The 25181-nt window shown below is 37.6% G+C and carries 23 protein-coding genes and 1 pseudogene; 19 read left to right on the top strand and 5 right to left on the bottom strand.

The annotated features are described in order from the left end of the window. Positions 1-131 precede the first annotated feature (131 nt). Positions 132-842, top strand: coding sequence for a histidine phosphatase family protein (locus tag NSS74_RS07045; protein ID WP_033709337.1), 711 nt, complete (start codon positions 132-134; stop codon positions 840-842). A 66-nt stretch (positions 843-908) separates the two neighbouring features. Here the strand turns inward: NSS74_RS07045 and NSS74_RS07050 are convergent, their stop codons facing one another. Continuing rightward, on the bottom strand, positions 909-1874 hold the full coding sequence (locus tag NSS74_RS07050; protein ID WP_340813331.1) for a quinone oxidoreductase family protein: 966 nt from the start codon (positions 1872-1874) through the stop codon (positions 909-911). Between the two features lie 123 nt (positions 1875-1997). On the opposite strand from NSS74_RS07050, the gene NSS74_RS07055 reads away from it, so the two are divergent. After that, positions 1998-2885 (top strand): LysR family transcriptional regulator, encoded by an 888-nt coding sequence (locus NSS74_RS07055; protein WP_002033449.1) that lies wholly within the window; start codon positions 1998-2000, stop codon positions 2883-2885. A gap of 290 nt (positions 2886-3175) precedes the next feature. Here the strand turns inward: NSS74_RS07055 and NSS74_RS07060 are convergent, their stop codons facing one another. Then, the gene (locus NSS74_RS07060) at positions 3176-3664 is read right to left on the bottom strand and encodes a DinB family protein (RefSeq protein ID WP_002142608.1); all 489 of its coding nucleotides are present in this window, start codon (positions 3662-3664) and stop codon (positions 3176-3178) included. Positions 3665-3868: 204 nt separating this feature from the next. On the opposite strand from NSS74_RS07060, the gene NSS74_RS07065 reads away from it, so the two are divergent. Both NSS74_RS07065 and NSS74_RS07070 read left to right on the top strand, forming a co-directional pair. Next, positions 3869-4324 carry a DinB family protein gene (locus tag NSS74_RS07065; RefSeq protein ID WP_002033453.1) on the top strand — a complete coding sequence of 152 codons (456 nt, stop codon included), beginning with the start codon at positions 3869-3871 and terminating at the stop codon, positions 4322-4324. 283 nt (positions 4325-4607) lie between these two features. After that, positions 4608-5644, top strand: a pseudogene (locus tag NSS74_RS07070) (DUF4003 domain-containing protein). Between the two features lie 122 nt (positions 5645-5766). Here NSS74_RS07070 and NSS74_RS07075 read toward each other — a convergent pair. Continuing rightward, a complete protein-coding gene (locus NSS74_RS07075) occupies positions 5767-6531 on the bottom strand; it encodes a DUF817 domain-containing protein (protein WP_340813332.1) in 765 nt (254 codons plus the stop codon). A 276-nt stretch (positions 6532-6807) separates the two neighbouring features. On the opposite strand from NSS74_RS07075, the gene NSS74_RS07080 reads away from it, so the two are divergent. The 6 genes from NSS74_RS07080 to NSS74_RS07105 all read left to right on the top strand — a co-directional run bounded on the left by NSS74_RS07080 (position 6808) and on the right by NSS74_RS07105 (position 11467). Beyond that, the gene (locus NSS74_RS07080; protein ID WP_002142603.1) at positions 6808-7842 is read left to right on the top strand and encodes a FecCD family ABC transporter permease; all 1035 of its coding nucleotides are present in this window, start codon (positions 6808-6810) and stop codon (positions 7840-7842) included. Next, positions 7843-8859: a FecCD family ABC transporter permease gene (locus NSS74_RS07085; protein WP_002142602.1), complete on the top strand. Its 1017-nt coding sequence runs from the start codon at positions 7843-7845 to the stop codon at positions 8857-8859. It begins immediately after the preceding gene. A gap of 21 nt (positions 8860-8880) precedes the next feature. Next, positions 8881-9789 (top strand): iron-hydroxamate ABC transporter substrate-binding protein, encoded by a 909-nt coding sequence (locus NSS74_RS07090; protein ID WP_016120578.1) that lies wholly within the window; start codon positions 8881-8883, stop codon positions 9787-9789. Between the two features lie 225 nt (positions 9790-10014). Continuing rightward, the gene (locus NSS74_RS07095; RefSeq protein WP_002142599.1) at positions 10015-10566 is read left to right on the top strand and encodes a GNAT family N-acetyltransferase; all 552 of its coding nucleotides are present in this window, start codon (positions 10015-10017) and stop codon (positions 10564-10566) included. A gap of 79 nt (positions 10567-10645) precedes the next feature. Further along, positions 10646-11005, top strand: a complete 360-nt coding sequence (locus NSS74_RS07100; RefSeq protein ID WP_002033457.1) for a nuclear transport factor 2 family protein — start codon at positions 10646-10648, stop codon at positions 11003-11005. Between the two features lie 234 nt (positions 11006-11239). Then, positions 11240-11467: a hypothetical protein gene (locus NSS74_RS07105; RefSeq protein WP_002033458.1), complete on the top strand. Its 228-nt coding sequence runs from the start codon at positions 11240-11242 to the stop codon at positions 11465-11467. A 71-nt stretch (positions 11468-11538) separates the two neighbouring features. On the opposite strand, the gene NSS74_RS07110 is transcribed toward NSS74_RS07105, so the two are convergent. Next, the gene (locus NSS74_RS07110; protein WP_002142598.1) at positions 11539-12864 is read right to left on the bottom strand and encodes an ArsB/NhaD family transporter; all 1326 of its coding nucleotides are present in this window, start codon (positions 12862-12864) and stop codon (positions 11539-11541) included. A 251-nt stretch (positions 12865-13115) separates the two neighbouring features. On the opposite strand from NSS74_RS07110, the gene NSS74_RS07115 reads away from it, so the two are divergent. Together NSS74_RS07115 and bshB2 are read left to right on the top strand one after the other, a co-directional pair. Further along, on the top strand, positions 13116-13466 hold the full coding sequence (locus NSS74_RS07115) for a YojF family protein (RefSeq protein WP_000407039.1): 351 nt from the start codon (positions 13116-13118) through the stop codon (positions 13464-13466). Between the two features lie 15 nt (positions 13467-13481). Continuing rightward, a complete protein-coding gene (bshB2, locus tag NSS74_RS07120; RefSeq protein ID WP_000439465.1) occupies positions 13482-14144 on the top strand; it encodes a bacillithiol biosynthesis deacetylase BshB2 in 663 nt (220 codons plus the stop codon). A 69-nt stretch (positions 14145-14213) separates the two neighbouring features. Here bshB2 and NSS74_RS07125 read toward each other — a convergent pair whose 3' ends face one another. Beyond that, positions 14214-15446, bottom strand: coding sequence for a MerR family transcriptional regulator (locus NSS74_RS07125; RefSeq protein ID WP_002142594.1), 1233 nt, complete (start codon positions 15444-15446; stop codon positions 14214-14216). Positions 15447-15632: 186 nt separating this feature from the next. Here NSS74_RS07125 and NSS74_RS07130 point away from each other — a divergent pair, with 186 nt between their 5' ends. From NSS74_RS07130 to NSS74_RS07160, 7 genes are all read left to right on the top strand, one after another. Then, complete coding sequence (locus NSS74_RS07130) at positions 15633-16919, top strand: NAD(P)/FAD-dependent oxidoreductase (RefSeq protein WP_002033464.1); 1287 nt, start codon at positions 15633-15635, stop codon at positions 16917-16919. A gap of 13 nt (positions 16920-16932) precedes the next feature. Further along, positions 16933-18405 (top strand): aldehyde dehydrogenase family protein, encoded by a 1473-nt coding sequence (locus NSS74_RS07135; RefSeq protein WP_002142592.1) that lies wholly within the window; start codon positions 16933-16935, stop codon positions 18403-18405. A gap of 45 nt (positions 18406-18450) precedes the next feature. Next, positions 18451-19869 carry an MATE family efflux transporter gene (locus tag NSS74_RS07140; protein ID WP_002142589.1) on the top strand — a complete coding sequence of 473 codons (1419 nt, stop codon included), beginning with the start codon at positions 18451-18453 and terminating at the stop codon, positions 19867-19869. Between the two features lie 50 nt (positions 19870-19919). Further along, a complete protein-coding gene (locus NSS74_RS07145; RefSeq protein WP_002033467.1) occupies positions 19920-20201 on the top strand; it encodes a cupin domain-containing protein in 282 nt (93 codons plus the stop codon). A 175-nt stretch (positions 20202-20376) separates the two neighbouring features. Next, complete coding sequence (locus tag NSS74_RS07150; RefSeq protein WP_002142588.1) at positions 20377-21837, top strand: CoA-acylating methylmalonate-semialdehyde dehydrogenase; 1461 nt, start codon at positions 20377-20379, stop codon at positions 21835-21837. A gap of 30 nt (positions 21838-21867) precedes the next feature. Next, the gene (locus NSS74_RS07155) at positions 21868-23232 is read left to right on the top strand and encodes an aspartate aminotransferase family protein (RefSeq protein WP_162014394.1); all 1365 of its coding nucleotides are present in this window, start codon (positions 21868-21870) and stop codon (positions 23230-23232) included. 254 nt (positions 23233-23486) lie between these two features. Further along, a complete protein-coding gene (locus NSS74_RS07160) occupies positions 23487-25106 on the top strand; it encodes an amidohydrolase (protein ID WP_002142586.1) in 1620 nt (539 codons plus the stop codon). Positions 25107-25181: the final 75 nt, after the last annotated feature.

Consider the following 25181-nt stretch of genomic DNA (forward strand, 5'->3'; position numbering starts at 1 on the left):
AGATGCTATCTTTTTGTAGGGATATACAGAAAGATAGCTTTTTTTATTAAGCAGATCTACTTACGTATATTTTGCTCAATGAATAATTGAGATGGTAAAATTGATATAGAAATGTAAAGGGAGAGAATATGATGAAGAATCGAGAAACAGATAGCAATGAGAATGTAGTTACGTTATATGTTACAAGACACGGTAAAACAATATTAAATGCGAATCATCGCGCGCAAGGTTGGGCAGACTCTCCGTTAGTAGAAAAAGGTGTGGAAGTTGCCTCTAATTTAGGAACGGGATTAAAAGATGTTCATTTTGCGAATGCGTATAGTAGTGATAGCGGTCGAGCGATTGAAACTGCTAATTTAGTATTAAAATATAGTGAGCAATCAAAATTGAAACTTGAGAAAAGAAAAGATTTACGAGAATTAAATTTTGGTATTTTTGAAGGTGAAAAACTTGAAAATATGTGGGATGTGGTTGGAAAAGCTGCGGGCGTTGCATCTCCAGAAGAACTCATGAAGTTTTCTATTCAAGAAGTGATTAATCTTATTAGAGCAGCAGACCCTACGAAACAGGCGGAAGATTGGGAATTATTTTCTACTCGCATAAAAACAGAGATTGATAAAATTAGTGAAGAAGCTGCTAAAAATGGAGGTGGCAACGTTCTAGTTGTCGTTCATGGGCTTTTGATTACTGCCTTAATAGAAATGTTAGACAGTAGTAAAACAAAACTTGGAGTGGAAAATGCTAGTGTGACGAAGATTGTATATCAAGATGGAACATACACAGTCGAGTCTGTTGGAGATATGAGTTATGTTGCAAAAGGGAAAGAAAGTGTGGAAATATAATTATATCTCAAATAGAAATAAGAAAGGGAAGCTAGAAAATCTAGCTTCCCTTTCTTATTTTGTAAATTATGGGGTTAATAAAATCTTCCCAGTACTTTTTCGGCTCTCTAATAATTCATGTGCAAGAGCACCATCTTGTAAAGAGAATGTAGTAGGACTTGCAATGTTTAGTTTTCCAGTTGTAATCCATTCGAATAATTGAGAGGAACGCTCTTTTCGCTCTTCGTGAGTCGTAAGCACATTCCAGAGATCTCCGCCGGTTAAAGTCTTTGAAGTATCCATAAGCATACGTGGATCTACAGGCGTTGGATTACCGCCAGCCATTCCGTAAAATACGACAGTACCACCAACTTTAGTCGCTTTAAAGCTTTCTTCTAATGTAGAACCTACGGATTCATACACAACATTTACTCCGGCACCATTAGTTAATTCAAGTACTTTCGTATGCCATGCTTCAGTATATAAAAATACGTGATCAGCACCAGCTAACGTGGCTACTTGTGCTTTTTCTTTTGATGATGTAAGACCGATTACTTTTCCGCCCTGTAGTTTAATCGTTTGAACGAGAAGTTGACCAACGCCACCAGCTGCAGCGTGTACTAAAACTATATCGCCTTGTTTTATTTGATAGCTATCTTTCGTTAAATAATGTGCTGTTAGACCTTGCAATAAGACAGAAGCGGCTGTTTCAAAAGAAATAGAGTCTGGAAGTGTAATTGCTTTTTCAGATGGAACGGCAACTAATTCTGCATTTGAGAATGGAACGTCAGCAAATGCAATGTGGTCTCCGGGATTGATAGTAGTAACGTTAGCTCCTACTTTTTCAACAATACCAGCGCCTTCATAACCTAATATATAAGGCGGGTTACCAGCGAGATGATAATCGCCGCGGCGTCTATAAATATCAGCGAAATTTAAACCGATTGCTTGCATGCGAACAAGAACTTCATTTGGATTTATGATTGGATCATGTATTTCTTTATATTGTAGTACATCAGCGTCTCCGAATGCTTCGAAACAAAGTGCTTTCATATGGAATACCTCCATTTATATTGTTTGTCGATGTTCTTTATCATACAATACAAATATCAATAGGCAAAGAGGATTATTTCGATAAAATCAATCGGAAATATCGATTGAAAAGAGGGATGATAAATGGAGATAAAACAATTAATTACATTTAAAATAGCTGCAGAGACTTTGAACTTTACACAAACTGCGAAGAAATTAAACTTTGCACAATCGAGCGTAACGGCGCAAATTAAAACGTTAGAGGCTGAGCTCGGTACGCCATTATTTGAAAGATTAGGAAAACGTCTTTTCTTAACTGAAGCAGGCAGGAAGTTTCAACTATATGCTGATAAGATGATTGCACTCAGTAACGAAGCGAAAATGGCTGTGAAAGATGATGAGGAAATAGCGGGTACGTTAATAATCGGTGCACAAGAAAGTCAATGTACATATAGGCTTCCATCTATATTAAAGAAATTTAAAGCACAATTTCCCCAAATAAAGCTTATATTTAAACCTGCACATTCCAATAAAGATGCGAAGGAACAATTGATGGAGGGGAAAGTAGATCTTGTATTTATTTTGGACGAATGTAAAACAGAGGATGTTTTACATGTGGAGCCACTTATGAAAGAAGAATTAAAAGTAGTAGCTGCTCCTACGCATCGTTTACTTGAACAACCTTCCGTTTCTACAAAAGATTTAGAAAGCGAAACACTTTTACTAACAGAACTAGGTTGCTCGTATCGGACTTTATTTGAAGAGTTATTCCGTGCGGAAGATGTATACCCAGCAAATAAGATTGAATTTGTTAGTGTCGAGGCAATTAAACAATGCGTTATTGCAGATTTAGGTATAGCAGTTTTGCCAGCAATAGTAGTAGAAAAAGATATACGAGAGGGAACGATAAAGGAATTAGTCTTAAAGAATACAATCACTCCGATCTATACGCAAATTGCTTGGCATAAAGATAAATGGATGACAGCGCCACTGCAGCAATTTATTGAGGTGACGAGGGAGTCTTTTAATTAACGGGTGTTATAAGTGAGGAATTAATATAATAAACGATTAACTTATTTACGGAAAGAAAGAGCATGTTTTGAAATAGATTAATCAAAACGTACTCTTTCTTTTTTGTGTTTATCCCGCTATTTGTGGGCAGTAAGACTCCCACCTTAAAATTTGGCTGGAGCAAAGAAGTTAGGTGGGAGATCAACTGCCCGTAAACGCCCGATTGGTGAAGGCTAATAATCAGTGGAGGACGAACAAAGCCCCCACTGATTATTAGCCTTCACTTTATTAAGTTCAGTTGCAGTAATTAATTAACTAAGGTCTGTGTCAGGAGGAGTGTATCCGAGGTGACGAGCCATGGATACAATTTGACCTTTATGATGAAATTCATGTGTTTCCGCATGAGTTAAAAGCCATAACGGAGTTGTGCTCCAAGGTTCTTTTTTCCATTTTACTTCATTTGCTATATTTTCGAGCCAACGGTCATTGTATTCATCTAAAAAACGCATTACAACCTCATCGACTAACTTAAATCTAGCACGAACTTTCTCGACATCTGCATGCTCAATTTCATAATCACTAGCGAATGAAAAATCTGCTCGTTTTTGCTTGAATGCGAATGATCCAAGCCAGTATCGGTAGCAATCAGCTACATGAATATGGGTTTTTAAAATGCTGCCACTTCCGAAATTAGGAACTGTGCTGTGCAATTTTTCTCGTGGAATTTCTTCCAAAAATGTAAATAGATGTTCCCTTGTAGAACTAATAAGATTATATTGTTGTTTTAAAACATGTAACATGTAATTACACTCCTCTTTTGTTTACTGTAATATTTGTGCAGTAAGTATTTCTATATTTATGAGGAGTGGTCCTTTTTTATTGTTTTCAGTAAGCATATTAGATGTATTTTTTAATTGTTTCTGATAGATTAAACAAGGTGAAACTTTAATAAGTTTAACATCCTTAGTTCATAATAAATTGTACATAAAAAAGGAGACGATAAAATGAATAGAATAATTGGTTTAAAACAATTTGAAATAACGCGTGGGGCATTACTTCAATTTATGGAAACGTTAGATGACAAAACTGCGGATACGCAGCCGGAGGGCTTTAACAATACAATTCGCTGGCATATCGGTCACGTGTTAACGGCGGCAGAAGTTTTCATGTTTGGAAAAGAATTCAAACAATTACCAACTGAATATCCAGGTATGTTTGGATATGGTTCAAGACCATCTAAATGGAAAACAGAAGGGCCATCATTAGAAGTGTTAACGGTTCAATTAAAAGAACAAGCGAAGCGCATTCAAGAAATTCCAGCAGAAGCATTTGAAAATAAACTTCCAGAGCCATTCCTAGGATTGGAAACAGTAGGAGAGCTATACGGTATGATGCTTTATCATGAAGCAGACCATATTGGGCAAATGAAGGCGATGGAACGTATTATTAAGGCTCTTTAGTTTTGGGTAAAGTTAAATAATATATAGACAAAAAAGGGTAGATAATTTATTATCTATCCTTTTTTGTTGTTGAACTTCTTGAAGGATTAAGGATTATGAACGCTAATCATCGTGATGCTGATGAAGAAGGAAAGAAAACCAACCAACCAATTAGGATAAAGAAACATCCTAAATTTTATGGTAGTTATTATTTTTTTTGTATTACTTAATAGAAAAATATTGAAAATAATACAGAAGAAAGTATAAGGTTGCAAAATCTGTATGAAATAGGGTATTCCTAAATATGGAATATACGTATAATAAAAGAGAGGAACTAGAAAATGGGGGAATACTATGATTACATTGGAACAAAAGTTGGAGCAATACACACATACATATGCACAGTTAAAGGGAGAACTAAAATGGAAAACGAGTGATTCTCGAACAGGTATGATGATTGCTGCTATGTATGCAGGTAGTGATAAACTGTTTGATCTCGGACGTTTTTTAGAAATTAGTAGTTATATTAAGAATCAGGTAGGGATGTTTTCATACTTAAAGTCTTATCATCGCTTTGTGGTGTCCGCAACATTAGATATTCACTTTACAGATTACAAGGAAGCTTTTCAGAGGTTTTTAGATTTATATGAACAATTGGTCGCTGGTGGCTTTAGCCGGAGTATATTTACTTATCTCGCAGCAGCTGTGCTTTTAACAGAAGAAAATGAACAGCATGGCACGCACATTCAGCGTTCGATGCAAGTATATAAACGGATGAAAGAGGATCATCTTTTTCTTACAGGTACAAATGATTATCCACTCGCGGTTTTACTAGCAGGACAATCAGAGAATGTAGAAACACTTATGGACCGAGTAGAACGTCTTTATCAGAAACTAGCGAAAGCTGGTTTGCGTAAAGGGAATGATCTTCAGTTTTTAAGTCATATCCTCTCACTAAAGAAGGATGTCCGTGAAGAAATGTTAGTTGCAAAATGCACAAACATATGGAAGTTGTTAAAACAAGAAAAGGTAAAAGTGAAACAGATGCATTATCCAGCTATCGGGCTACTAGCGTTACTTGAGGATGGAGAAAAAGAGATTCATTCTATTAAAGCGTTGATTGAAAAATTGCAGGGGGAGAAATTATTCCGTTGGCATACAGATACGAATATTCTTATTGCTATTCAACTGTTCGTAAGTCAGAAAGGTGAGGAGAGTAAAGCTACCAACACAGGTTTACAAACTATGATAGAAGTCCTAATACAAGCACAACAGGCAGCTATGATGGCAACGATTGCCGCTTCATCTGCAGCAACCTCTTCTGCTAGTACTAGTTCATAATGTGCAACTGCTTATGCTCTCGTAAATTATGATGAACCTATAATGCCTTTGATGAGGATGGTTTAAAAAAGGCCCATCACTCTCTAATGAGTGATGGGCTAACTGTTTTTACATAATCAGCATTATCTTTTCGACTGCTTCAAATGTTTGAGTTGTGTAAAAATCATAATGCTAATAACAACGAGTAAAAACCATGAGCTAATTTTGCTTAAGTGAACGAGGCTCCATGTTTCCCGTTGATTTGGATATTGCCATGCTCCGAAGAAGGTAGCGATGTTTTCTGCAATCCAAATAAAGAATCCGATAAGGAAAAATGAGAGTACGAGCGGCATTTTATATGTAACGCCTCGTAATGAAAATTCCACAAATGTGCGAAAGAAAACAATGAATAAAATTAAAGTTAATACCCATCTAAAGTCATATAGAAAATGATGTGTAAAAAAATTAAAGTAAATCATTGCTCCTAGAGGTATTGCAAAAATAGCTTTCGGCCAATGATGCATTTGTAAATGCAATCTTCTCCACGCTTGGCATATGTAACTTGCGACACTCGCATACATAAAACCGCTGTAAAGCGGAACTCCGAAAACTTTTGAATACGCCTCTTCAGGATAACTCCATGAACCGAAATGTACTTTATATATTTCTAGTAAAAGGCCGATGAGGTGGAAGACAGTAATTACTTTTAGTTCATCTTTTGTTTCAAGACCTGTTTTGTACATAATCCACTGCATAAGAAGACATACGATGAGTATGAAATCATATCGGTACAGCCCTGGAATCGAAATGATTTTTGAAAGAGCAAGTGTTAAAAAAATAACGACAGGGAACAAACAGGATAATGCTTGTTCATAAGTAAAATAGAGTAGTTGTTTTACATAAAACATGTTTTCACCTTCAGGATTATTATTTGAAAAATCAAAATAATAACTTAGTATACTACAAATTTGAAAATAAAACAGTACATCATTTTGCATGTATTTGGAAGTTTTAGAAGGGAATTGTAATAAGTATTTTGATAGTTTAACAAAGTAAAAAAATAGTTTGCTATTTAAAAAAAGTGGGGATATAATATCTAAATGAAAATGATAATTATTATCAATAATGATTATAAATAAAAAATAATTATAAAAAAGAACTGAATATAAAGGATGAAATGAAACATGTTACATAAGTCTACTGTACATGCTGGCAATAATCGCTGGATACATATTAAGTTCATATGTTTCATGAGCTTAACAATTATATGTTTAATTGGAGCTATATTTTTAGCCGTTGCATTTGGTGCAAAGGATATCCATTTGCAAACTGTGTGGGCAGCGGTTTTTGATTATAATCCGAAATTAACACAGCATCAAATTATTTATGAATTAAGGCTCCCAAGGGTAATTGGCGCAGCAGTTGTAGGAGCTGCTTTTGCAGTTGCTGGAGCTGTTATGCAAGGGGTAACACGAAATCCTTTAGCTGATGCAGGTGTACTTGGAATAAATGCAGGTGCGATGTTTGTAGTAGCACTTAGCTTTGCTTTTTTCCCGCATATGCCGTATTCCTATTTAATGATTGTCTCCTTTATTGGAGCAGTTTTAAGTACAGTACTCATTTTTATTATTGGATCAGCAACATCAGGCGGGCTAACGCCGATGAGGTTAACGATTGCAGGGGCAGTTATGGCCGCGCTTTTACATTCGTTAAGTTCAGGTGTCGCGATTTATTATGACTTAAGCCAAGATTTAGCGTTTTGGTATGCTGGTGGTGTTGCGGGAGTTAAGTGGGAACACTTGAAATTTTTAGTGCCTATTATTCTCATAACAATTGTTTTTGCGACAGCGCTAGGGCGATCTATTTCACTCATATCCATGGGGGATGATGTCGCTACAAATTTAGGTGTAAAAACGAACCGAACGAGAATACTCGGGATGATTATGGTAGTGATTCTAGCAGGTGTTTCTGTTTCAGCTGTTGGTTCCATTGGATTTGTAGGATTGGTCATCCCGCACATTGCTAGAAAATTAGTAGGTGTTAATTATCAACTTATTATTCCTATGTCAGCATTATTAGGAGCTATTTTATTAGTTTTAGCTGATTTAGGAGCAAGAACAGTAAATCCTCCTAAAGAACTTGCGATAGGAATTATGGTAGCTCTTGTTGGAGTTCCGTTCTTCCTCTATATAGCACGTAAAGTTGGGAGTGAGCTATAAGTGAAGAATCTTTTTAGCACGGATAAAAAGAAAGCTATTACTGTAACTACAATTTTCGGATGTATAAGTATTGCTATAGTTTTGATTAGCTTAAATACGGGAACGCTGAGCATCGCACCGCTCAAAGTAATTCAAACGCTTTTTGGCTATGGTGATTTTGAGAGTGCAACCGTGCTATACGATTATCGTATGCCAAGAATTATAATCACAATGTTAGCTGGTATTGGCCTTGGAGTTTCCGGTGCGATTTTGCAAGGATTATCTCGGAATGCTCTCGCAGATCCTGGTATTCTCGGATTACACTCGGGTGCATCTTTCGGGCTTATTGTATTTGTTACTTTCTTTCATTCTATTAACGAGAGTGCATCGATTTTAATACCGTTATTTACATTTGGCGGAGGAGTGTTAGCTGCATTTCTTATTGTTTTGCTTGCGAGTGATCGGTCGAAAGGTTTACTTCCCATTAGACTTATTCTTGTTGGTATTGCAGTTTCAGCTGGTTTTAGTGCACTTTCGTTATTTTTCTCGCTCAAGTTAAATGATGAGACGTATACATTCGCTTCTAGGTGGTTAGTTGGTAACGTGTGGGGAAGAGATTGGATTCATGTCCTAGCATTATTACCTTGGATTTTGATACTAACTCCGTACGCATGGCTGAAATCCAAAACGTTAAATGCACTGTCACTAGGTGATAGTGTAGCAGCAGGACTTGGTGTATCTGTTCAAAAAGAACGGTTACTGCTTTTAGCTACAGCGGTAGGATTGTCTTGTGCAAGTGTATCAATGGCAGGGGGAATTGGCTTTATCGGCTTAGTTTCTCCGCATATCGCAAGAAAGTTAGTAGGTAGTACATATCAACATTTCCTTCCGTTAGCTGGCATAATTGGAATGATTATTTTAGTACTCGCGGATACGATAGGGCGATCTTTATTTGAGCCAAACTCTATTCCAGCTGGCGTAGTAGTAGCGGCTTTAGGTGCGCCATATTTTCTTTATTTACTTACAAAAACAAAATAAATACTTCAAAGAGGAGAACATATGAAAAAGAAACTTACTATTTTATTTAGCATTATGTTTATTTTAGTATTATCAGCATGTGGTCAAACGAAATCTAGTGAAGAGGCAACTAAAAAAACTGAAAAAAGTAATGATCCAAAAATTGCTTCTATGTCTATTCATTTAACGAATAACTTACTTGCATTAGGAATTACACCGGTAGGTTCTGTAATTGGTGGAGATTTAAAAGATTTCTTACCTCACGTGAAAGAACAGTTGAAAGATACGAAGAAACTTGGCGTTGTAACAGATCCGAATATGGAAGCGTTACTTCAATTAAAGCCATCTGAAATTTATGTTGATGAAAAATATGCTGGTAAAGATTTAGCGAAATACGAAAAAATTGCAAAAACACATACTTTTAATTTAGATGAAGGTACGTGGAGAGATCATTTAAAAGAAGTAGGTAAACTTGTAAACCGTGAGAAAGAAGCAGATAAATATATTCAAGACTATGAAGAACAATCAAAACGAGTAAAAAGTTTAATAGATAAAGAGTTAGGTACTAACGAAAAAGTAATGGCAATTCGCGTTACTGCAAAAGAATTACGTGTATTTAGTACGAAAAGACCGATGGGACCAATTTTATTCCAAGACTTAGGATTACAACCTGCAAATGGTGTAGAGAAAATTGATGGAAACCGTCCTTTCGAAGTAATTTCACAAGAAGTATTACCTGACTTTGACGCAGATGCTATTTTCGTTGTTGTAAATAGAGATGATAAAGCGAAAGCAGCATTTAAACAACTGCAAGAAACACCAATTTGGAAAGACTTAAAAGCTGTTAAAGGTAAGCACGTATACATTATTAATGATCAACCATGGCTTGACTATTCTGCTTTAGGTAACAAAATGGCAATGGATGAAGCAGAGAAAATGTTTACGAAATAATACAGTTTTGCTATTAGGAAAGGCCCTCTAAATTTGGAGGGTCTTTTTATCGTTGTTATTGTTAGAATAAATGAAAAATTATACAATGAAGTTAATTCAATGCAAGGGAGATGTGCCAATGTCAGCGCTTATTGTAAGTATCCCGTTAATACAACAGTTCAAAGGACAAGGGGATAATAGGCCAGAATAATTGTCCCCGCTATTTTAAAAAAAGGGGAGTTTTAGATGACAATGAATCTTTTTCAAAATAAAACTATTAAATTATCAGCTATTAGAGCGACAGATGCTGAAGTAATGGCTGTGTGGCAAGAAGATAGTGAATATTTAAGAAATGTAGATACAGACTTAGCATTCCCGCAATCGTTACATGAAATAGCGAGTGATGGGCTATTAAAGGGACGGAGATCGAATAGTATTTCTTTCATGTTAAGAACAGTTCAAGATGATCGTTTAATTGGTTTTGTTGCAATTCACGGCATAGAGTGGAATAACAGAACAGGTCTATTAGCAATTGGTATAGGAGAGGCAAATGATAGAGGGAAGGGATATGGGAAAGAAGCGATACATATTATTCTAAAGTATGCGTTCTATGAAATGAATTTACACCGCGTCGGTCTCGATGTTATTTCTTATAATAAAGCAGCCATTGCGTTGTATAAAAAGATGGGTTTTCAGATGGAAGGGTGTATGAGAGAAGCAGTTCAGCGAGACGGAAAGTGTTTTGATCGTATGATTATGGGGATATTGCGGGATGAATGGATAGAGCTGCAGAACTAGCAAAAACATACAGAATAATTGTGTAGTGTAGAGTGAAAAGTTGTAATATTTGGGTAATTATGAGCGGAGGAGTGTACTAATGGAAGGTTTATCTTCATTAAGAGAGTGTTTATATCAGCTAGAGGAACGATTACTTAAACCAGGGGTTCGCACATCTCAAAAGGAGCTTAAAAAGATACTTGCCGCTGATTTTTTTGAGTTTGGGAGTTCTGGTAAAGTTTTATATAAAAATGAGGATATCGATAAAAGTGGAATTGGTGTGGTAAAAATGACTTTGAGTGATTTCGAAGTACATCCATTATCCAAAGATGTAGCATTAACTACTTATCGAATATTCAATGAAATAAATAATCAACACTCGTTACGTAGTTCGATATGGAAATTTAGAGAAGGAAGATGGCAAATGTATTTTCATCAAGGTACACCTGCTAAATTTTAGTGAAGCTTTTTGTATGAAAAAGAAACTATAAAGAATAGAATTGTTGAATATATTAGTCCTTTATATATATAAAGAACTAATGAAAGTTGTCTTTTTAAAATATCTAAATTTGTTCTTAACAGGGTCTTGTTAATAAAGGTACATTCCATATTATATATGTAGTATGCAGGAGATATAACGATAATTGGCGAAATTTTACAGTGAACTGATTGAATTTATAAGGAGTTATGCGAGATGAACTTAGAAAAAAGTAAGCCAGTAAATGAAGAGGTCGCTGAATTAAAAGAACTAATTAAAGAACTACACGGAAGTGTACATCAACTTCAAAGTGAAGTGCAGCAACTAAGGCACGAAAGACCAGTTGTTGAAGTGAGAAAAGGTGTTCAACTATCACCAACAATCATCGGACAAATTGGTGGTATGATTTTAGGTGGATTAGCAATTATAGGTATATTTTGGTGATGAAAAAAGGTTTGTAGCATAGTGCTGCAAACCTTTTTTATTTGACGACATAATTTCATGCAATACAACTTCTACATTAAATAACGTAAATAAATGTAAGCATGTGATAACAATAGCGCAATGATCGTTAAGGGGAAACCGATTTTTAAGAAGTCCATATAAGAGAACCCATGTCCTTCACGTTTTGCAATACCAGCAACGACTACGTTTGCTGATGCTCCAATTAATGTTCCGTTGCCTCCTAGGCAAGCTCCAAGTGATAACGCCCACCATAGTACTTCAATTTGCGGAGAATCGACAGATAGTCCGAGTCCTGTAGCTAAATCTTGAATAAGTGGAATCATCGTTGCGACAAATGGGATGTTATCAATTGTCGCAGATGCGATGCCAGATACCCATAAGATAAGTATAGCAGCGAAACCGATATCGCCATTTGTTACGTCGAGTACTTCTTTTGCAAGTGAAGAAATAAGTCCGATATCAATTAATCCGCCAACGAGAACGAATAGTCCAGCGAAGAAGAAAATTGTTACCCATTCAACGTGGGCAAATACATCTTCAATATCATGTTCTTTCACACCGATTAACATAAGAAGTGTAGCACCTGTCATCGCAATAACGGCAGCGTCTACATGAATAATAGAATGAAGTACAAAGCCTAAAATAGTTAGTCCTAAAATCGTAATGGATTTTAAAAGGAGGCTCTGATCTTTAATATAATCTTTTTCATTTAATGCCATTAGCTTTTCGATTTGCTCAGGCGTTGTTTTTAGTTTGTTGCGATACATGAAGTAAATAATGCCAAGTGTAACGATAGAAATAATGATTACGATTGGAGCTAAGTTTAGTAAAAAGGCATTAAAGTCTAAATGCTTATTAGCTGATCCAATCATAATGTTCGGTGGGTCACCAATTAATGTTGCTGTTCCACCTATATTTGAAAATAGTACTTCTGAAATCAAATAAGGAACAGGATTTACTTTTAAAATACGTGTAATGGATAGTGTAACAGGTACGATTAATAATACGGTTGTTACGTTGTCCAAAAATGCAGAACCGACAGCGGTTAATAGGGATAGTAATAATAAAATGCGGATTGGTTTTCCGCCAGCTGTTTTTGCTGCTTTAATGGCTACAAATTCAAATACGCCTGATTGACTCGTAATATGTACGAGAATCATCATCCCAATTAAAAGGGTGATTGTTTCCCATTGAATATGTGATGTGAAAGCAGTATGTAAATCTACAATTCCAAAAATAATCATAATAGCAGCACCGAATAGTGCGATTACAGCACGATTCAATTTCTCAGAAATAATAAAACCGTACGTGACTAAAAATACGGCAATTGCAAAATAATATTGCCAATTTGCTACTTCATGTGCTGAATGTTCCAAACATGTCACCTTCTTTAAAGTATGTATTCAATTGTAAAAATGCATCCCTCTGCGTAATTTATATTGTAGCAAATTCAAAAAAGAAAGAAAACTATTTAACAAAGTGAAGGAAAAAACATCAATTCTACATATGATATAAAAAAATAAAAAAACACAGTGCAAATTATTAGGAAAAGTGAGCGTTGTCCTCTAATATAGAGATAGCAATTTACATTATTTTTGCGTAAAATGGTTTAAAGAGGTGAATTCCGATGGAAATAGTAAAAGATAGTTCTCTTATTCAAAATGAAATCGAACGTTTTGTAAATAAAGATGTATATATTCATTTAGAAACGACAAACGGAGCGTATGCGTCACACTTTAATGAAAAGATGATGACAGTAGGAGCATTCATTCGAAATGCAATTATTCGCTTTGAGCGTGGGAAAATAACTGGAACAAACCCATACCGAGTTGGTTTGAAAATGGATCATGGCTGGGTATATGCAGAAGGCATTACGCACTGGGAAGTAGACGATAAAGAGCGTTTATTACTAGCAGGGCATGATAACCAAGGCCGCTTAGCGGTAGCGCTTGAGCTAAGCTTAACGCCATTTAAGTAAGAAGGAGGGAAACTTATGGAGAGACATGTACTTGTTGTATTTCCGCATCCAGATGATGAAGCATTTGCTGCGGGAGGAACAATTCGCTTATTAACAGATCAAGGAGTACCTGTAACGTACGCATGTGGTACTCTTGGACAAATGGGACGTAACATGGGGAAAAACGTATTCGCTAACCGTGAAACGATTCCAAATATACGTGAAAAAGAATTAAAAGATGCATGTGAAGCGATGGGGATTCAAGATTTAAGAATGCTCGGTTTCCATGATAAAACGTTAGAATTTGAAGATGTTGATTTTGTTGCCGATAAAATCGAAGCGATTATTCAAGAAGTAAATCCATCTCGAATTATTACATTTTATCCAGAACACGGCGTACATCCGGATCATGATGCATTTGGCCGCGCTGTAGTTCGCGCTGTATCACGTATGCCAAAAGAAGAACGTCCAGCCATTCATGCGGTTGCGATTACAAGAAATCGCGAAGCAGTACTCGGTGAACCGGATGTTGTAAATAATATTAGTGAAGTATTTGAACATAAATTAGCTGCACTAGGCGCGCATCGTTCACAAACGGAAGCGATGCTAGAAGAAACGCATGCAAAAATAAAAAACAAAGACGCAGCAACATTAAAATGGCTGCAACTTGAACAGTTTTGGACTTATAAATGGGAGTAGGCTAGAAGGGTACCTTCTAGTAGCTCTTACATAGAAAAAGCGCCGTCACTTGTGATGGCGCTTTTTGTGCTATTGTTTCGTATTAGCCAAATACATGAGCATGTGGAATTTTTCGTCTCTTACATGATAATCGAAATAAGGTCCTGGATCTGTACAGTAACCGATATTTTCATTTTGCATGATTTGAAATCCGTTAACTGATAAATTTTCTTCTAAGTATTTTGGATGTAAAATATGCTCATGGGAATTTGGATATAAGGCTGAAATATTTTTCAAGGATTTGGCCGAGTTATCATAATACGAGTATCCACCGACAATTGTTGAACTGTTATGTAAATAGTTTTTTAGAACATGACTTGGGAACTCTGGGTTGAGCAGTGAAAAATCAGTTATTGTAAAACTATCCACAAAAACATCGATGCTAAGCGGTTTCAATGGTAGATTTAAATCTGAATTCAAAATATAAAGGACGCGTGGCTTCGGATTCATACGCTCAATTCTATTTCTCACCTTCTTGAGCATTGCAAGCGAATAGCCACTGAATACATAGTTTGCGCTTGGTTCAAGAACATCGATATATTTGGGTAGTGATACAAAAGCATCAACGTTTGTTTCCACAATTAATTTGTTTTTCAAATCTATATTTTGTAGAACTTTTTGAAATCGAAAATTACTTTTTTCAAATAAGTTAATCATTTTGGGATTGATCTCTTTAATCGTTTCTTTATCGTAAAAATAAGATGGATAAGGAGACGTCTCGTACAAGTTCGCGGTAATGATAATACCCTCCTCGATAGCTGCTTCGTATCCACAGCTACAAGTTAAACTCCCCGTGTGAATGTAGACTTTTTTAATCGTTACATCTTTCATTTCAAGTGGAATGCGGCATTTTGGACAATAGAGAAAATTTACAAAGTCAAGCGGGATTCCTGTAATACTTTCTTCTTTGGATGAAGGCGAGCTAGTTTGAACCGCTTTTTCAATCAATTGGATAGCTTTTGATATGTCTTCTTTTTTCTTGGTTAGCTCGTCCTTTTTATCAATGAGCGAGTTGTTGTAGTAGTCGATATCCTCATGGTCCGAGAAGTTTGTGACACGCCGATATGATAAAATTCGTTGGATTTCTATCAATGAAAAATGAAATTTTTTCAGCTCAGTAATAAAAGTCATGTCGTCGAAACACAATTGGTTCATTTGATACTGAGTGTTTTTTTTGTCTGGTATTAATAATCCTAGTTCAATGTAATAACGAACAGTATCAGTCGTAACATGAAAAAGCTTCGCAAATGTACCAATTTTCATAGATGTACCCCCAATGAAAAAAGTGGAGTTACTCCACTTTTTTCGCAAAATGAATTCAAAAAACTCTCAAATAGCTATTGACTTGGAGGAAACTCCAAGTCATATTATTAACTCAATAAGTTTGAATATTAAGAATATTTTTGACTGTATTGTAACATACATGTCACGAAAGGAGAAGGATTAGCTATGGATAAGATGGATCATATGGATACACTCTCACTATGGACAGCGACTGCAAACAGATATGACAAAGGAAAACCTCTTGAAGGAAATGAAGAGGCGGATGTTGTCATTATTGGCGCAGGTTTCACAGGTCTTTCTTCTGCATATCATTTGCAAAAGTTAGGGAAGAGTGTCATTGTCCTTGAGCAGGAAACAATCGGATATGGCGCAAGCGGTCGCAACGGCGGGATGGTATTGCCAGGCTATAAGTCAACGATGCAGGAGCTTGCCAAGAAGTATGGTGCTGAAGAGGCGAGGCAGCTTAACGATCTTTCTCTGCTTAGTGTTGAATTAGTTAAAAACATTATTGACGAGCATCAAATCAACTGTAACTTCAGAAAGACAGGTCACATTGTGGCGGCTTACAAAGCCAAGCATTTTGAAGGGTTGAAACTTGAAAGCGAATACTTAAACAAAAATTTTGGATATGAATGTAGCGTGCTTAATCGAAGTCAGTTGCATCAAGAAATTGATTCCCCGCAATATTATGGTTGCTTAGTCGACGACTCGAGTTACTCGTTCCAACCACTGAACTATGCAATTGGTTTGGGAGAAGCAGCTAAATCGATCGGTGCAAAAATCTTTGAGCATTCGAAAGCACTATCTATTGAGTACGGCCGAAATAGTGTGAAAGTTATTACAGAAAAAGGTACTGTTACAGCGAAAGACATTATTGTGGCTACAGATGGTTACTCCGGAAAAATTATGGCTGAATTGAATAAAGGCGTACTGCCAATTTCGGCACGTATTATTGGTACTGAACAGCTGCCAGAATCACTAGTGAATAGTGTCATTCCTAAAGATCGCATGGTTTTTGATACAAGCAGTTTCCTTTACTATTTCAGGCGTACACCAGATAATCGGATCATATTTGGCGGTGGCGATATTCGTCCAAACTTAGGTGATGCTGTTTATCAAAATGTTTACGATGCCATGGTTAAAATAATGCCAAAACTAGAAGGAAGCAAGATTGATTACAGGTGGGGTGGATTTATCGGGGTTACAATTGATACGTTCCCTGTTATCGGTAGATCCAAAGAAGGCGCATATTTTGCAACGGGTTATACGGGACATGGCGCGTCTCTCTCGACATTGTTTGGTAAGTTATTGGCACAATGGATCGTTACGGGGAGTGCAGGTGGATATCGATTTGAAAAAGAACGCCTTAAATCATTCCCATTTTATAATCAGAAAACGATGCTGGTCAATATAGCACATATTGGTTTCAAACTGGTAGATATTATCGCGTAAAGGAGAGGTGTTTATGAAAATTAACATGTTCATTGACGGGAAATGGGTAGAAGCATTATCGGGTGCTAGACGAAACATTATCAATCCTGCAACCGGAGAGGTTATTGCAACGTCTGCTCATGGATCAGCAGATGATGCGAAGATAGCAATTAAGGCGGCTCGTAAAGCGTTTGATAGCGGGATCTGGTCGGGTTTATCGGCTGATGAAAGAGCTGACTATCTATATAAGATTGCAGACCGTCTTGAAGAGAATACAGCTGAAATTGCCCGTTTGGAAACTGCAAATAACGGTAAGGTTATCCGTGCAACAACCTATATAGATATTCCTGTATCGATTCAATGCTTCCGCTATTATGCTGACTTGATTAAAGGTATGAAAAAGGAATCTTACACTCGTGATGATGCTTCAGAAACGATTATTATTCATGAACCGATTGGTGTTTGTGGACTTATTGTACCTTGGAATTTCCCGCTTATGTTAGCTGTTTGGCAAATTGCTCCTGCACTTGCCGCAGGGAATACAATTGTAATTAAGCCTGCTGACGTCACTCCTGTAAGCGTATTCAAGTTATTTGAAATTATCGAAGAGGTTGGACTTCCGGATGGAGTAGCAAACTTAGTATTGGGACCTGGTTCAAAGGTTGGGAATGAGCTTGCAGAGAGCCATGATGTCGACAAAATTGCCTTTACTGGTGGAACAAAAACAGGTCAAAGTATTATGCGCGCAGCTGCAGGCAATATGAAAAAAATCACACTTGAACTAGGTGGTAAATCTCCACTTATTGTGTTCGACGATGTGGATTTTGAAACCGCAGTCGATAATGCGATGTTTGGTATTTTCCACAACGCTGGGCAAGTTTGTTCAGCTGCATCTCGTTTACTTGTACAAGAGACTATTTATGATAAGTTTGTTGAAAGATTGGCCGAGCGTGCGAACAAAATTGTAGTTGGCAACGGGGAAAGTGAGAATATTGAAATGGGAGCGCTCACAAACGAGTTTCATATGAATGAAGTTTTACATTATATTCAGAGAGGAATCGAAGAAGGTGCAAAATTAGTTTGTGGTGGTAAGCGCTTAACAGAAAATGGGCTTGATCGAGGGTTTTTCATTGCACCAACAATCTTTGCTGATGTAAATGAGAATATGTGTATTGTGAAGGAAGAGATTTTTGGCCCAGTCCTTGTTGTACAGAAATTTAAAGATGAGGAAGATGCCATCCAAAAAGCGAATGATTCTATTTATGGATTAGCCGGTGCTGTATTTACGGAAGATATGGACCTGGCAAAACGTGTCATTAGTAAATTGCGTGCGGGAATTACTTGGATTAATAGTTATCATCTCGCTTATGTGGAAGGTCCTTGGGGAGGGTATAAGCAAAGTGGCATCGGCAGAGCGTTAGGTGTTGCCGGACTGGAGCACTTTATGGAAACGAAGCAAATCAATATCCACCAGCATGCAAATCCGGTAGGGTGGTATGCGAATTAATTGAGCAAAACGTGCTATATAAATTATTTATAAGGGGATATGCTCATGAAAATAGTGGACAACGGTCCGTCATCAAAAATAGAGCAACCAGAAGTAATGAATAAGCCGGTGGATGATTCAGTGCTAGGAACCAAAAGTATTCCGTTACTATATTTACGGTTTGCTTTGGCGGGAATTATGGCTAACGTAATTTTAGGAGTTGTATCGGTTGTTGATGGCTATTTCGTCAGTGGTTTTCAGGAGCTGGAAGTCGAAGGGATCGGAATTGGATTTACGGTCATGGTTATTACCCGTATGATTGGTGTTCTTTTAGGTGTGGGAGCCGGAGCGGTCATTTCACTTCGACTGGGGAAAGGGAAAATCGAAGAAGCTAGAAGTATTATGGGACAAACTTTATGGTTTACTCTTTTCCTGTCTTCTTTGTTAGCTATACTTGGGTTGGTCTTTGAAAATGATATTATGATTTTATTCGGAGCAAGTGATGAAGCACTTCCGTATGCGGTGCAATATAGCCGACTGCTATGGATTTCGTTGCCATTAACGATATTGGCCGTTGTATTAAGTATTTTAGCTAATATCGATGAAAAGCCTATATTATCAATGAACAGTTGGTTAGTCGCAGCGGTTGTTGCTGGGACTATGGAATGGATTATGGTAGTGAAGTATGACATGGGGATGATGGGTTCTTCATGGGCTAATACGATTTCGCAATCGATTCCTGTTCTCCTAATCTTTTATTTCTGGTTTGGTAAAACAAAACTTAAGCCAAAAATGAAAGATATGATGATTAATCTCAAGAAGATTGGTGAAGTGGTTTGGACGGGCTTTGCATCTTTCTCGAGTCAGTTCATGATGTTTATTGCAATTATTTTCACCAACAACTTACTGCAAAGCTACGGTGGTGGTCTACACGTTGCAGCTTTCACGATTCAAAACGGTTATATTACAAATCTCCTCGCCTTAGCAGCGCTTGGTGGGATGACAGGGCTTCAACCGATTATTAGTTATAATTACGGTGCGGGCAACCTTGATCGTGTGAAACAAGCAATTAAGATGGGACTCATTTTTACAGTTTCCTTCTTTGTAATCGTGACAGCCATACTAGTCATTTTTGCAGATCCAATTGTGTCATTTTTTTCCGGTGGTAATCCTGAATTGCAAAAACTGGGCATTTGGACGACAGTTGTATTCAATTGTTTGTTTACGCTTAGTGCAGTTAGCCTGCTTATCTCCGGTTATTTCGAATCGCAAGAGAGAAACTGGTCCGCAACGTTTATTAGTGTAAGCAAAATATTGTTGTTCATGTTACCGTTTCTATTTATTTTCCCGAAATACTGGGGTGTAGAAGGTGTATGGTACGCTGCTCCTGCTGCAGAAATTCCAGGTGTTCTCATTGCCATATACTTTATGAAAAAAGAGTTTAAACGTTTAAAAAATACAAATGTTAAGACAGTAGATTTATAGACTTATTCCTTCAAAATTACCAATAAGAAAGAGAAAGAGAGAGGATTGTCATGTTTTTTGCGAAAAAACTTACAGCAGAAGAAGCAGAGCAAATAGGTGCCAACGCATGGGAACCGTGGGTAGGCGAACCGAATAAAGGAACGTGGCATGTAGAAGAGCAGGAAGTTTTCTATGTGACAGATGGTGAAGTGTTTATTACTGTTGATGGGGAAAAGTATCATATTACAAAGGACTGGATCGTTTCCTTGGCTAAGGACCTTGTTTGTGAATGGGATTGCCCAGTATTTTTGAAAAAGAATTATAAGATGAACCATGAGATCCATCTGAAATAATGTGAACTGGGGAGTGGACAAATGCTAAGCAGATGACTGCTCCTGCGTATTCAATGAATAAGATTAATAATGTTGAAGAAATGTATGTAAATAAGTTTACATACCGTCAAATGAATGCGCTTTCTTTTTAGGGGCGATAACATAGGACGGTTATCTTAAAATAGGAGGCTTCACCATGGTAGTAATGAAAAATGTACAAACGTTGAAAAATTATATTGGCGGACAATGGATAGAATCCACAAGTAAGCAAGTTGAAGATGTACCAAATCCAGCAACAGGAGAGATTATTGCTCGTGTGCCTCTTTCGACTAAAGAAGATTTAGATAGAGCTGTAGCAACTGCGAAAGAAGCATTCAAAACATGGAGAAAGGTCGCTGTGCCTCGGCGTGCTCGGATTCTATTTCGCTATCAACAGCTATTGATTGAAAACTGGGAAGGGTTAGCTAAACTCGTAACCTTGGAAAACGGAAAAAGTTATAAGGAAGCATACGGTGAAGTGCAGCGGGGGATTGAATGTGTTGAATTTGCCGCAGGCGCACCCACTTTAATGATGGGAGAGCAACTTCCCGATATTGCTACTGGTGTTGAATCAGGGATGTATCGTTATCCGATCGGAGTAATCGCAGGAATAACGCCATTTAACTTTCCGATGATGGTGCCATGCTGGATGTTTCCACTCGCGATTGCATGCGGGAATACATTTGTATTAAAACCATCTGAAAGAACACCGCTATTGGCTAATCGCATAGCTGAACTGTTTAAAGAGGCAGGTCTTCCAGATGGAGTACTAAATATTGTGCATGGTGCACATGACGTCGTTAACGGCATTCTTGACAATGAGGATGTGAAAGCTGTATCTTTCGTTGGTTCTCAACCTGTGGCTGAGTATATATATAAAACAGCAGCAGCTAACGGTAAACGTGTACAAGCTCTTGCAGGGGCAAAAAATCATTCGATCGTATTAAAAGATGCGGACCTTAGTTCTACAGTGAAAGAAATTACAAGTGCTGCCTTCGGTTCAGCTGGTGAACGATGCATGGCAGCGGCTGTTGTTGTCGTGGAAGAAGACGTTGCAGATGAGCTCGTTAATAGACTGCTTCAAGAGGCTAATGCAATTACGATTGGTAATGGTCTGGAAGAAGGTGTTTTCCTTGGTCCTGTTATTCGTGAAGGACATAAAGAGCGGACACTCGGATACATTCAATCCGGTGTAGAGCAGGGAGCGACACTTATTCGTGACGGACGTGAAGACGATATAGCAAACAGCCAAGGTTATTTTGTTGGCCCAACGATTTTTGACAATGTGACACAGGAAATGAAAATCTGGCAAGATGAAATTTTCGCACCGGTTCTTTCTATTGTACGCGTAAAAGACTTGATGGAAGCGATTCATGTTGCTAATGCATCGCCATTCGCAAATGGTGCATGTCTGTACACAAATAGCGCGAAAGCTATTCGTGAATTCCGTGAAGAAATTGATGCAGGTATGCTTGGGGTTAATCTTGGAGTTCCTGCTCCAATGGCATTCTTCCCGTTCTCAGGTTATAAGAAATCTTTCTATGGTGATCTCCATGCAAATGGAAAAGATGGCGTAGAATTCTATACTCGCAAGAAAATGCTTACGGCTCGTTATTGAAAGCGTGATGTAAAACCATAAAAAGATAGAATGGAGCTGGTGATTGTGCAAGCGACGGAGCAAACACAAAGTTTGAAAAAAACAGATGAAAAGTACCTTTGGCATGCGATGAGAGGAGCAGCCCCTAGTCCAACGAATTTAATTATCACAAAAGCAGAAGGGGCATGGGTGACGGATATTGATGGAAACCGTTATTTAGACGGTATGTCCGGTCTTTGGTGCGTGAATGTTGGGTATGGTCGAAAAGAACTTGCAAGAGCGGCGTTTGAACAGCTTGAAGAAATGCCGTATTTCCCTCTGACTCAAAGTCATGTTCCTGCTATTAAATTAGCAGAAAAATTGAATGAATGGCTTGATGATGAATACGTCATTTTCTTTTCTAACAGTGGATCGGAAGCGAATGAAACAGCATTTAAAATTGCTCGTCAATATCATCAACAAAAAGGTGATCATGGACGCTATAAGTTTATTTCCCGCTACCGCGCTTATCACGGTAACTCAATGGGAGCTCTTGCAGCAACAGGTCAAGCACAGCGAAAGTATAAATATGAACCACTCGGGCAAGGATTCCTGCATGTAGCACCGCCTGATACGTATCGAAATCCAGAGGATGTTCATACACTGGCAAGTGCTGAGGAAATCGATCGTGTCATGACATGGGAGTTAAGCCAAACAGTAGCCGGTGTGATTATGGAGCCAATCATTACTGGGGGCGGAATTTTAATGCCTCCTGATGGATATATGGGAAAAGTAAAAGAAATTTGCGAGAAGCACGGTGCGTTGCTCATTTGTGATGAAGTTATATGTGGATTTGGCCGGACAGGGAAGCCATTTGGATTTATGAATTATGGCGTCAAACCAGATATCATTACAATGGCAAAAGGTATTACAAGTGCGTATCTTCCTTTGTCAGCAACAGCAGTTAGACGAGAGGTTTATGAGGCATTCGTAGGTAGTGATGATTATGATCGCTTCCGCCATGTAAATACGTTCGGAGGGAATCCTGCTGCTTGCGCTTTAGCTTTGAAGAATTTAGAAATTATGGAGAATGAGAAACTCATTGAACGTTCCAAAGAATTGGGTGAACGACTGTTATATGAGCTAGAGGATGTAAAAGAGCATCCAAACGTAGGGGATGTTCGCGGAAAGGGCCTTCTTTTAGGCATTGAACTAGTGGAAGATAAGCAAACAAAAGAACCGGCTTCCATTGAAAAGATGAACAAAGTCATCAATGCTTGTAAAGAAAAAGGTCTAATTATTGGTAAAAATGGTGACACTGTCGCAGGTTACAATAATATTTTGCAGCTTGCACCTCCATTAAGCATCACAGAGGAAGACTTTACTTTTATCGTTAAAACAATGAAAGAATGTTTATCCCGCATTAACGGGCAGTAAAACTCCCACCTCAAAATGCGGCTGGAGCAAAGAAGTTAGGTGGGAGATCAACTGCCCGTAAAAGCCCGATTGGTGAGGGCTAATAATCAGTGGGGGATGAACAAAAACCCCCCCACTGATTAAAGTTTCACTTTAGCTCAACTTTAATTAATTATTGATAAATCTTGTTAAAAAGCGGATGAGCCTATTAGGAGATGTAACTTTAAATACTGAATGAATTACTCGAAAAGAGTAATTCCGAAAGGGTTGAGTTTATGAAAGCTGATGTTGTATTGATAAATGGAGAAGTTATTACAGTAGACCAAAAGAATACAGTAGTCGAAGCTGTAGCAATAAAAGATAATCATATCGTAGTTGTTGGCTCAAATCAGGAGGTTAAGAGTTTTATAGGAGAAAATACGGATGTAATTGACCTGCAAGGGAAAACGATTCTTCCTGGATTCATTGATTCCCATCTTCACATCATTTCTCATGGACTAAATCAGTTGGCTGTCAGTTGTAAAGCTGAACATATTGATTCTATCGATGCTTTATTAGATGATCTGAAAAAGAAGGCCTTAGAAACGCCAAAAGGTGAATGGATACGTGCTTGGGGCTTTAATGAAACCGCTGTGAAGGAAAAGCGTTATCCAACAATTACTGAGCTCGATGAAATTTCAGTTGAACACCCTATTATTATAACTCGTACTTGTCACCACATAAGCGTGGTGAACAGTAAAGCATTAGAAATTGCGCAAATTAACGAGAACACACCGGATACGAATGGGGGAGTTATTGAAAAGAATCAGGCAGGAAGGCTTACAGGAAAGTTAATTGAAGCAGCAAATATGAGTATGAGCGAGGTTGCAAGTTATACAGAAAGTGAAATGATGAAGGCTGTGAAAATTGCATCAGATCATTTCGTTGCAGCTGGCATAACAAGTATACATGACGCAGGTGGAGATGGACCGGAGAGTTTTCGTTTACTACAACGAGCTGTGAAGAGTAGGGATATTCGTGTCCGAATATATGCAATGATATGTCAAATAAATAACTCTCATGAATTTGTTAATAAAATGGTCGAGGCTGGTGTGGTAACTGGTACCGGGGATGAAAGATTCAAAGTCGGACCAGCTAAATTGTTTACAGATGGAAGTAGCACGGGGCCTACAATTGCAACCCGTAAGTCATATTCAAGTGACCCTAACAATTACGGCATTCTTTATTATAGTGAGGAAGAAATCTATAAGGTTTTAGGTGAAGCGCATAAAAAAGGCTATCAAATCACTGTACATGCACAAGGTGATAAAGCTATTGAAATGTATTTGAATTGTGTAGAAAGGGCGCTAGAGGAATCACCAAGAAAAAATCACCGTCATCGAATCGAGCATGCGGGAATTTCTTCACCAGATTTACAAGAGAGAATGAAAAAACTCGAGATGATTCCTATTCCAAATCCTCCATTTCCATATGAATTCGGAGAGATATATGTAGAGCACTATGGTGATCGTGTTAATCACATGTACGCTGCTCGTGATTTTATTGATCGTGGCATCATTGCAGCAGGTAGTTCGGATGCACCAGTTACTGACTATAATCCTTTATTAGGAATTCATGTTGCTGTCAATAGAAAAACTAAGTCTGGAATAGAGGTTGGTGCTAATCAATCTATAAGCGTAATGGAAGCTATTAAACTATACACATGGAATGGTGCTTATGCGAGTTTTGAAGAAGAGATAAAAGGAAGCATAGAGGCCGGAAAGTTGGCGGATTTAGTTATATTAAATGACAGCATTTTAAGTGTCAATCCAAACCAAATTAAAGATTTAAAAGTAGAAACAACAATTATTGATGGTGAAATTATCTATCAAAAAGAACAATCAGTGAAAATGTAGCAATAAAAAAACGCCCCTTCAATTGTGAGAATGATTTTAACAATTGAAGGGGCGTTTCAGTTGTTTAGTTGCGCT

Origin of the sequence: Bacillus sp. FSL E2-8868 (assembly GCF_038005505.1) — a bacterium.
GTDB classification, from domain to species: domain Bacteria; phylum Bacillota; class Bacilli; order Bacillales; family Bacillaceae_G; genus Bacillus_A; species Bacillus_A mycoides.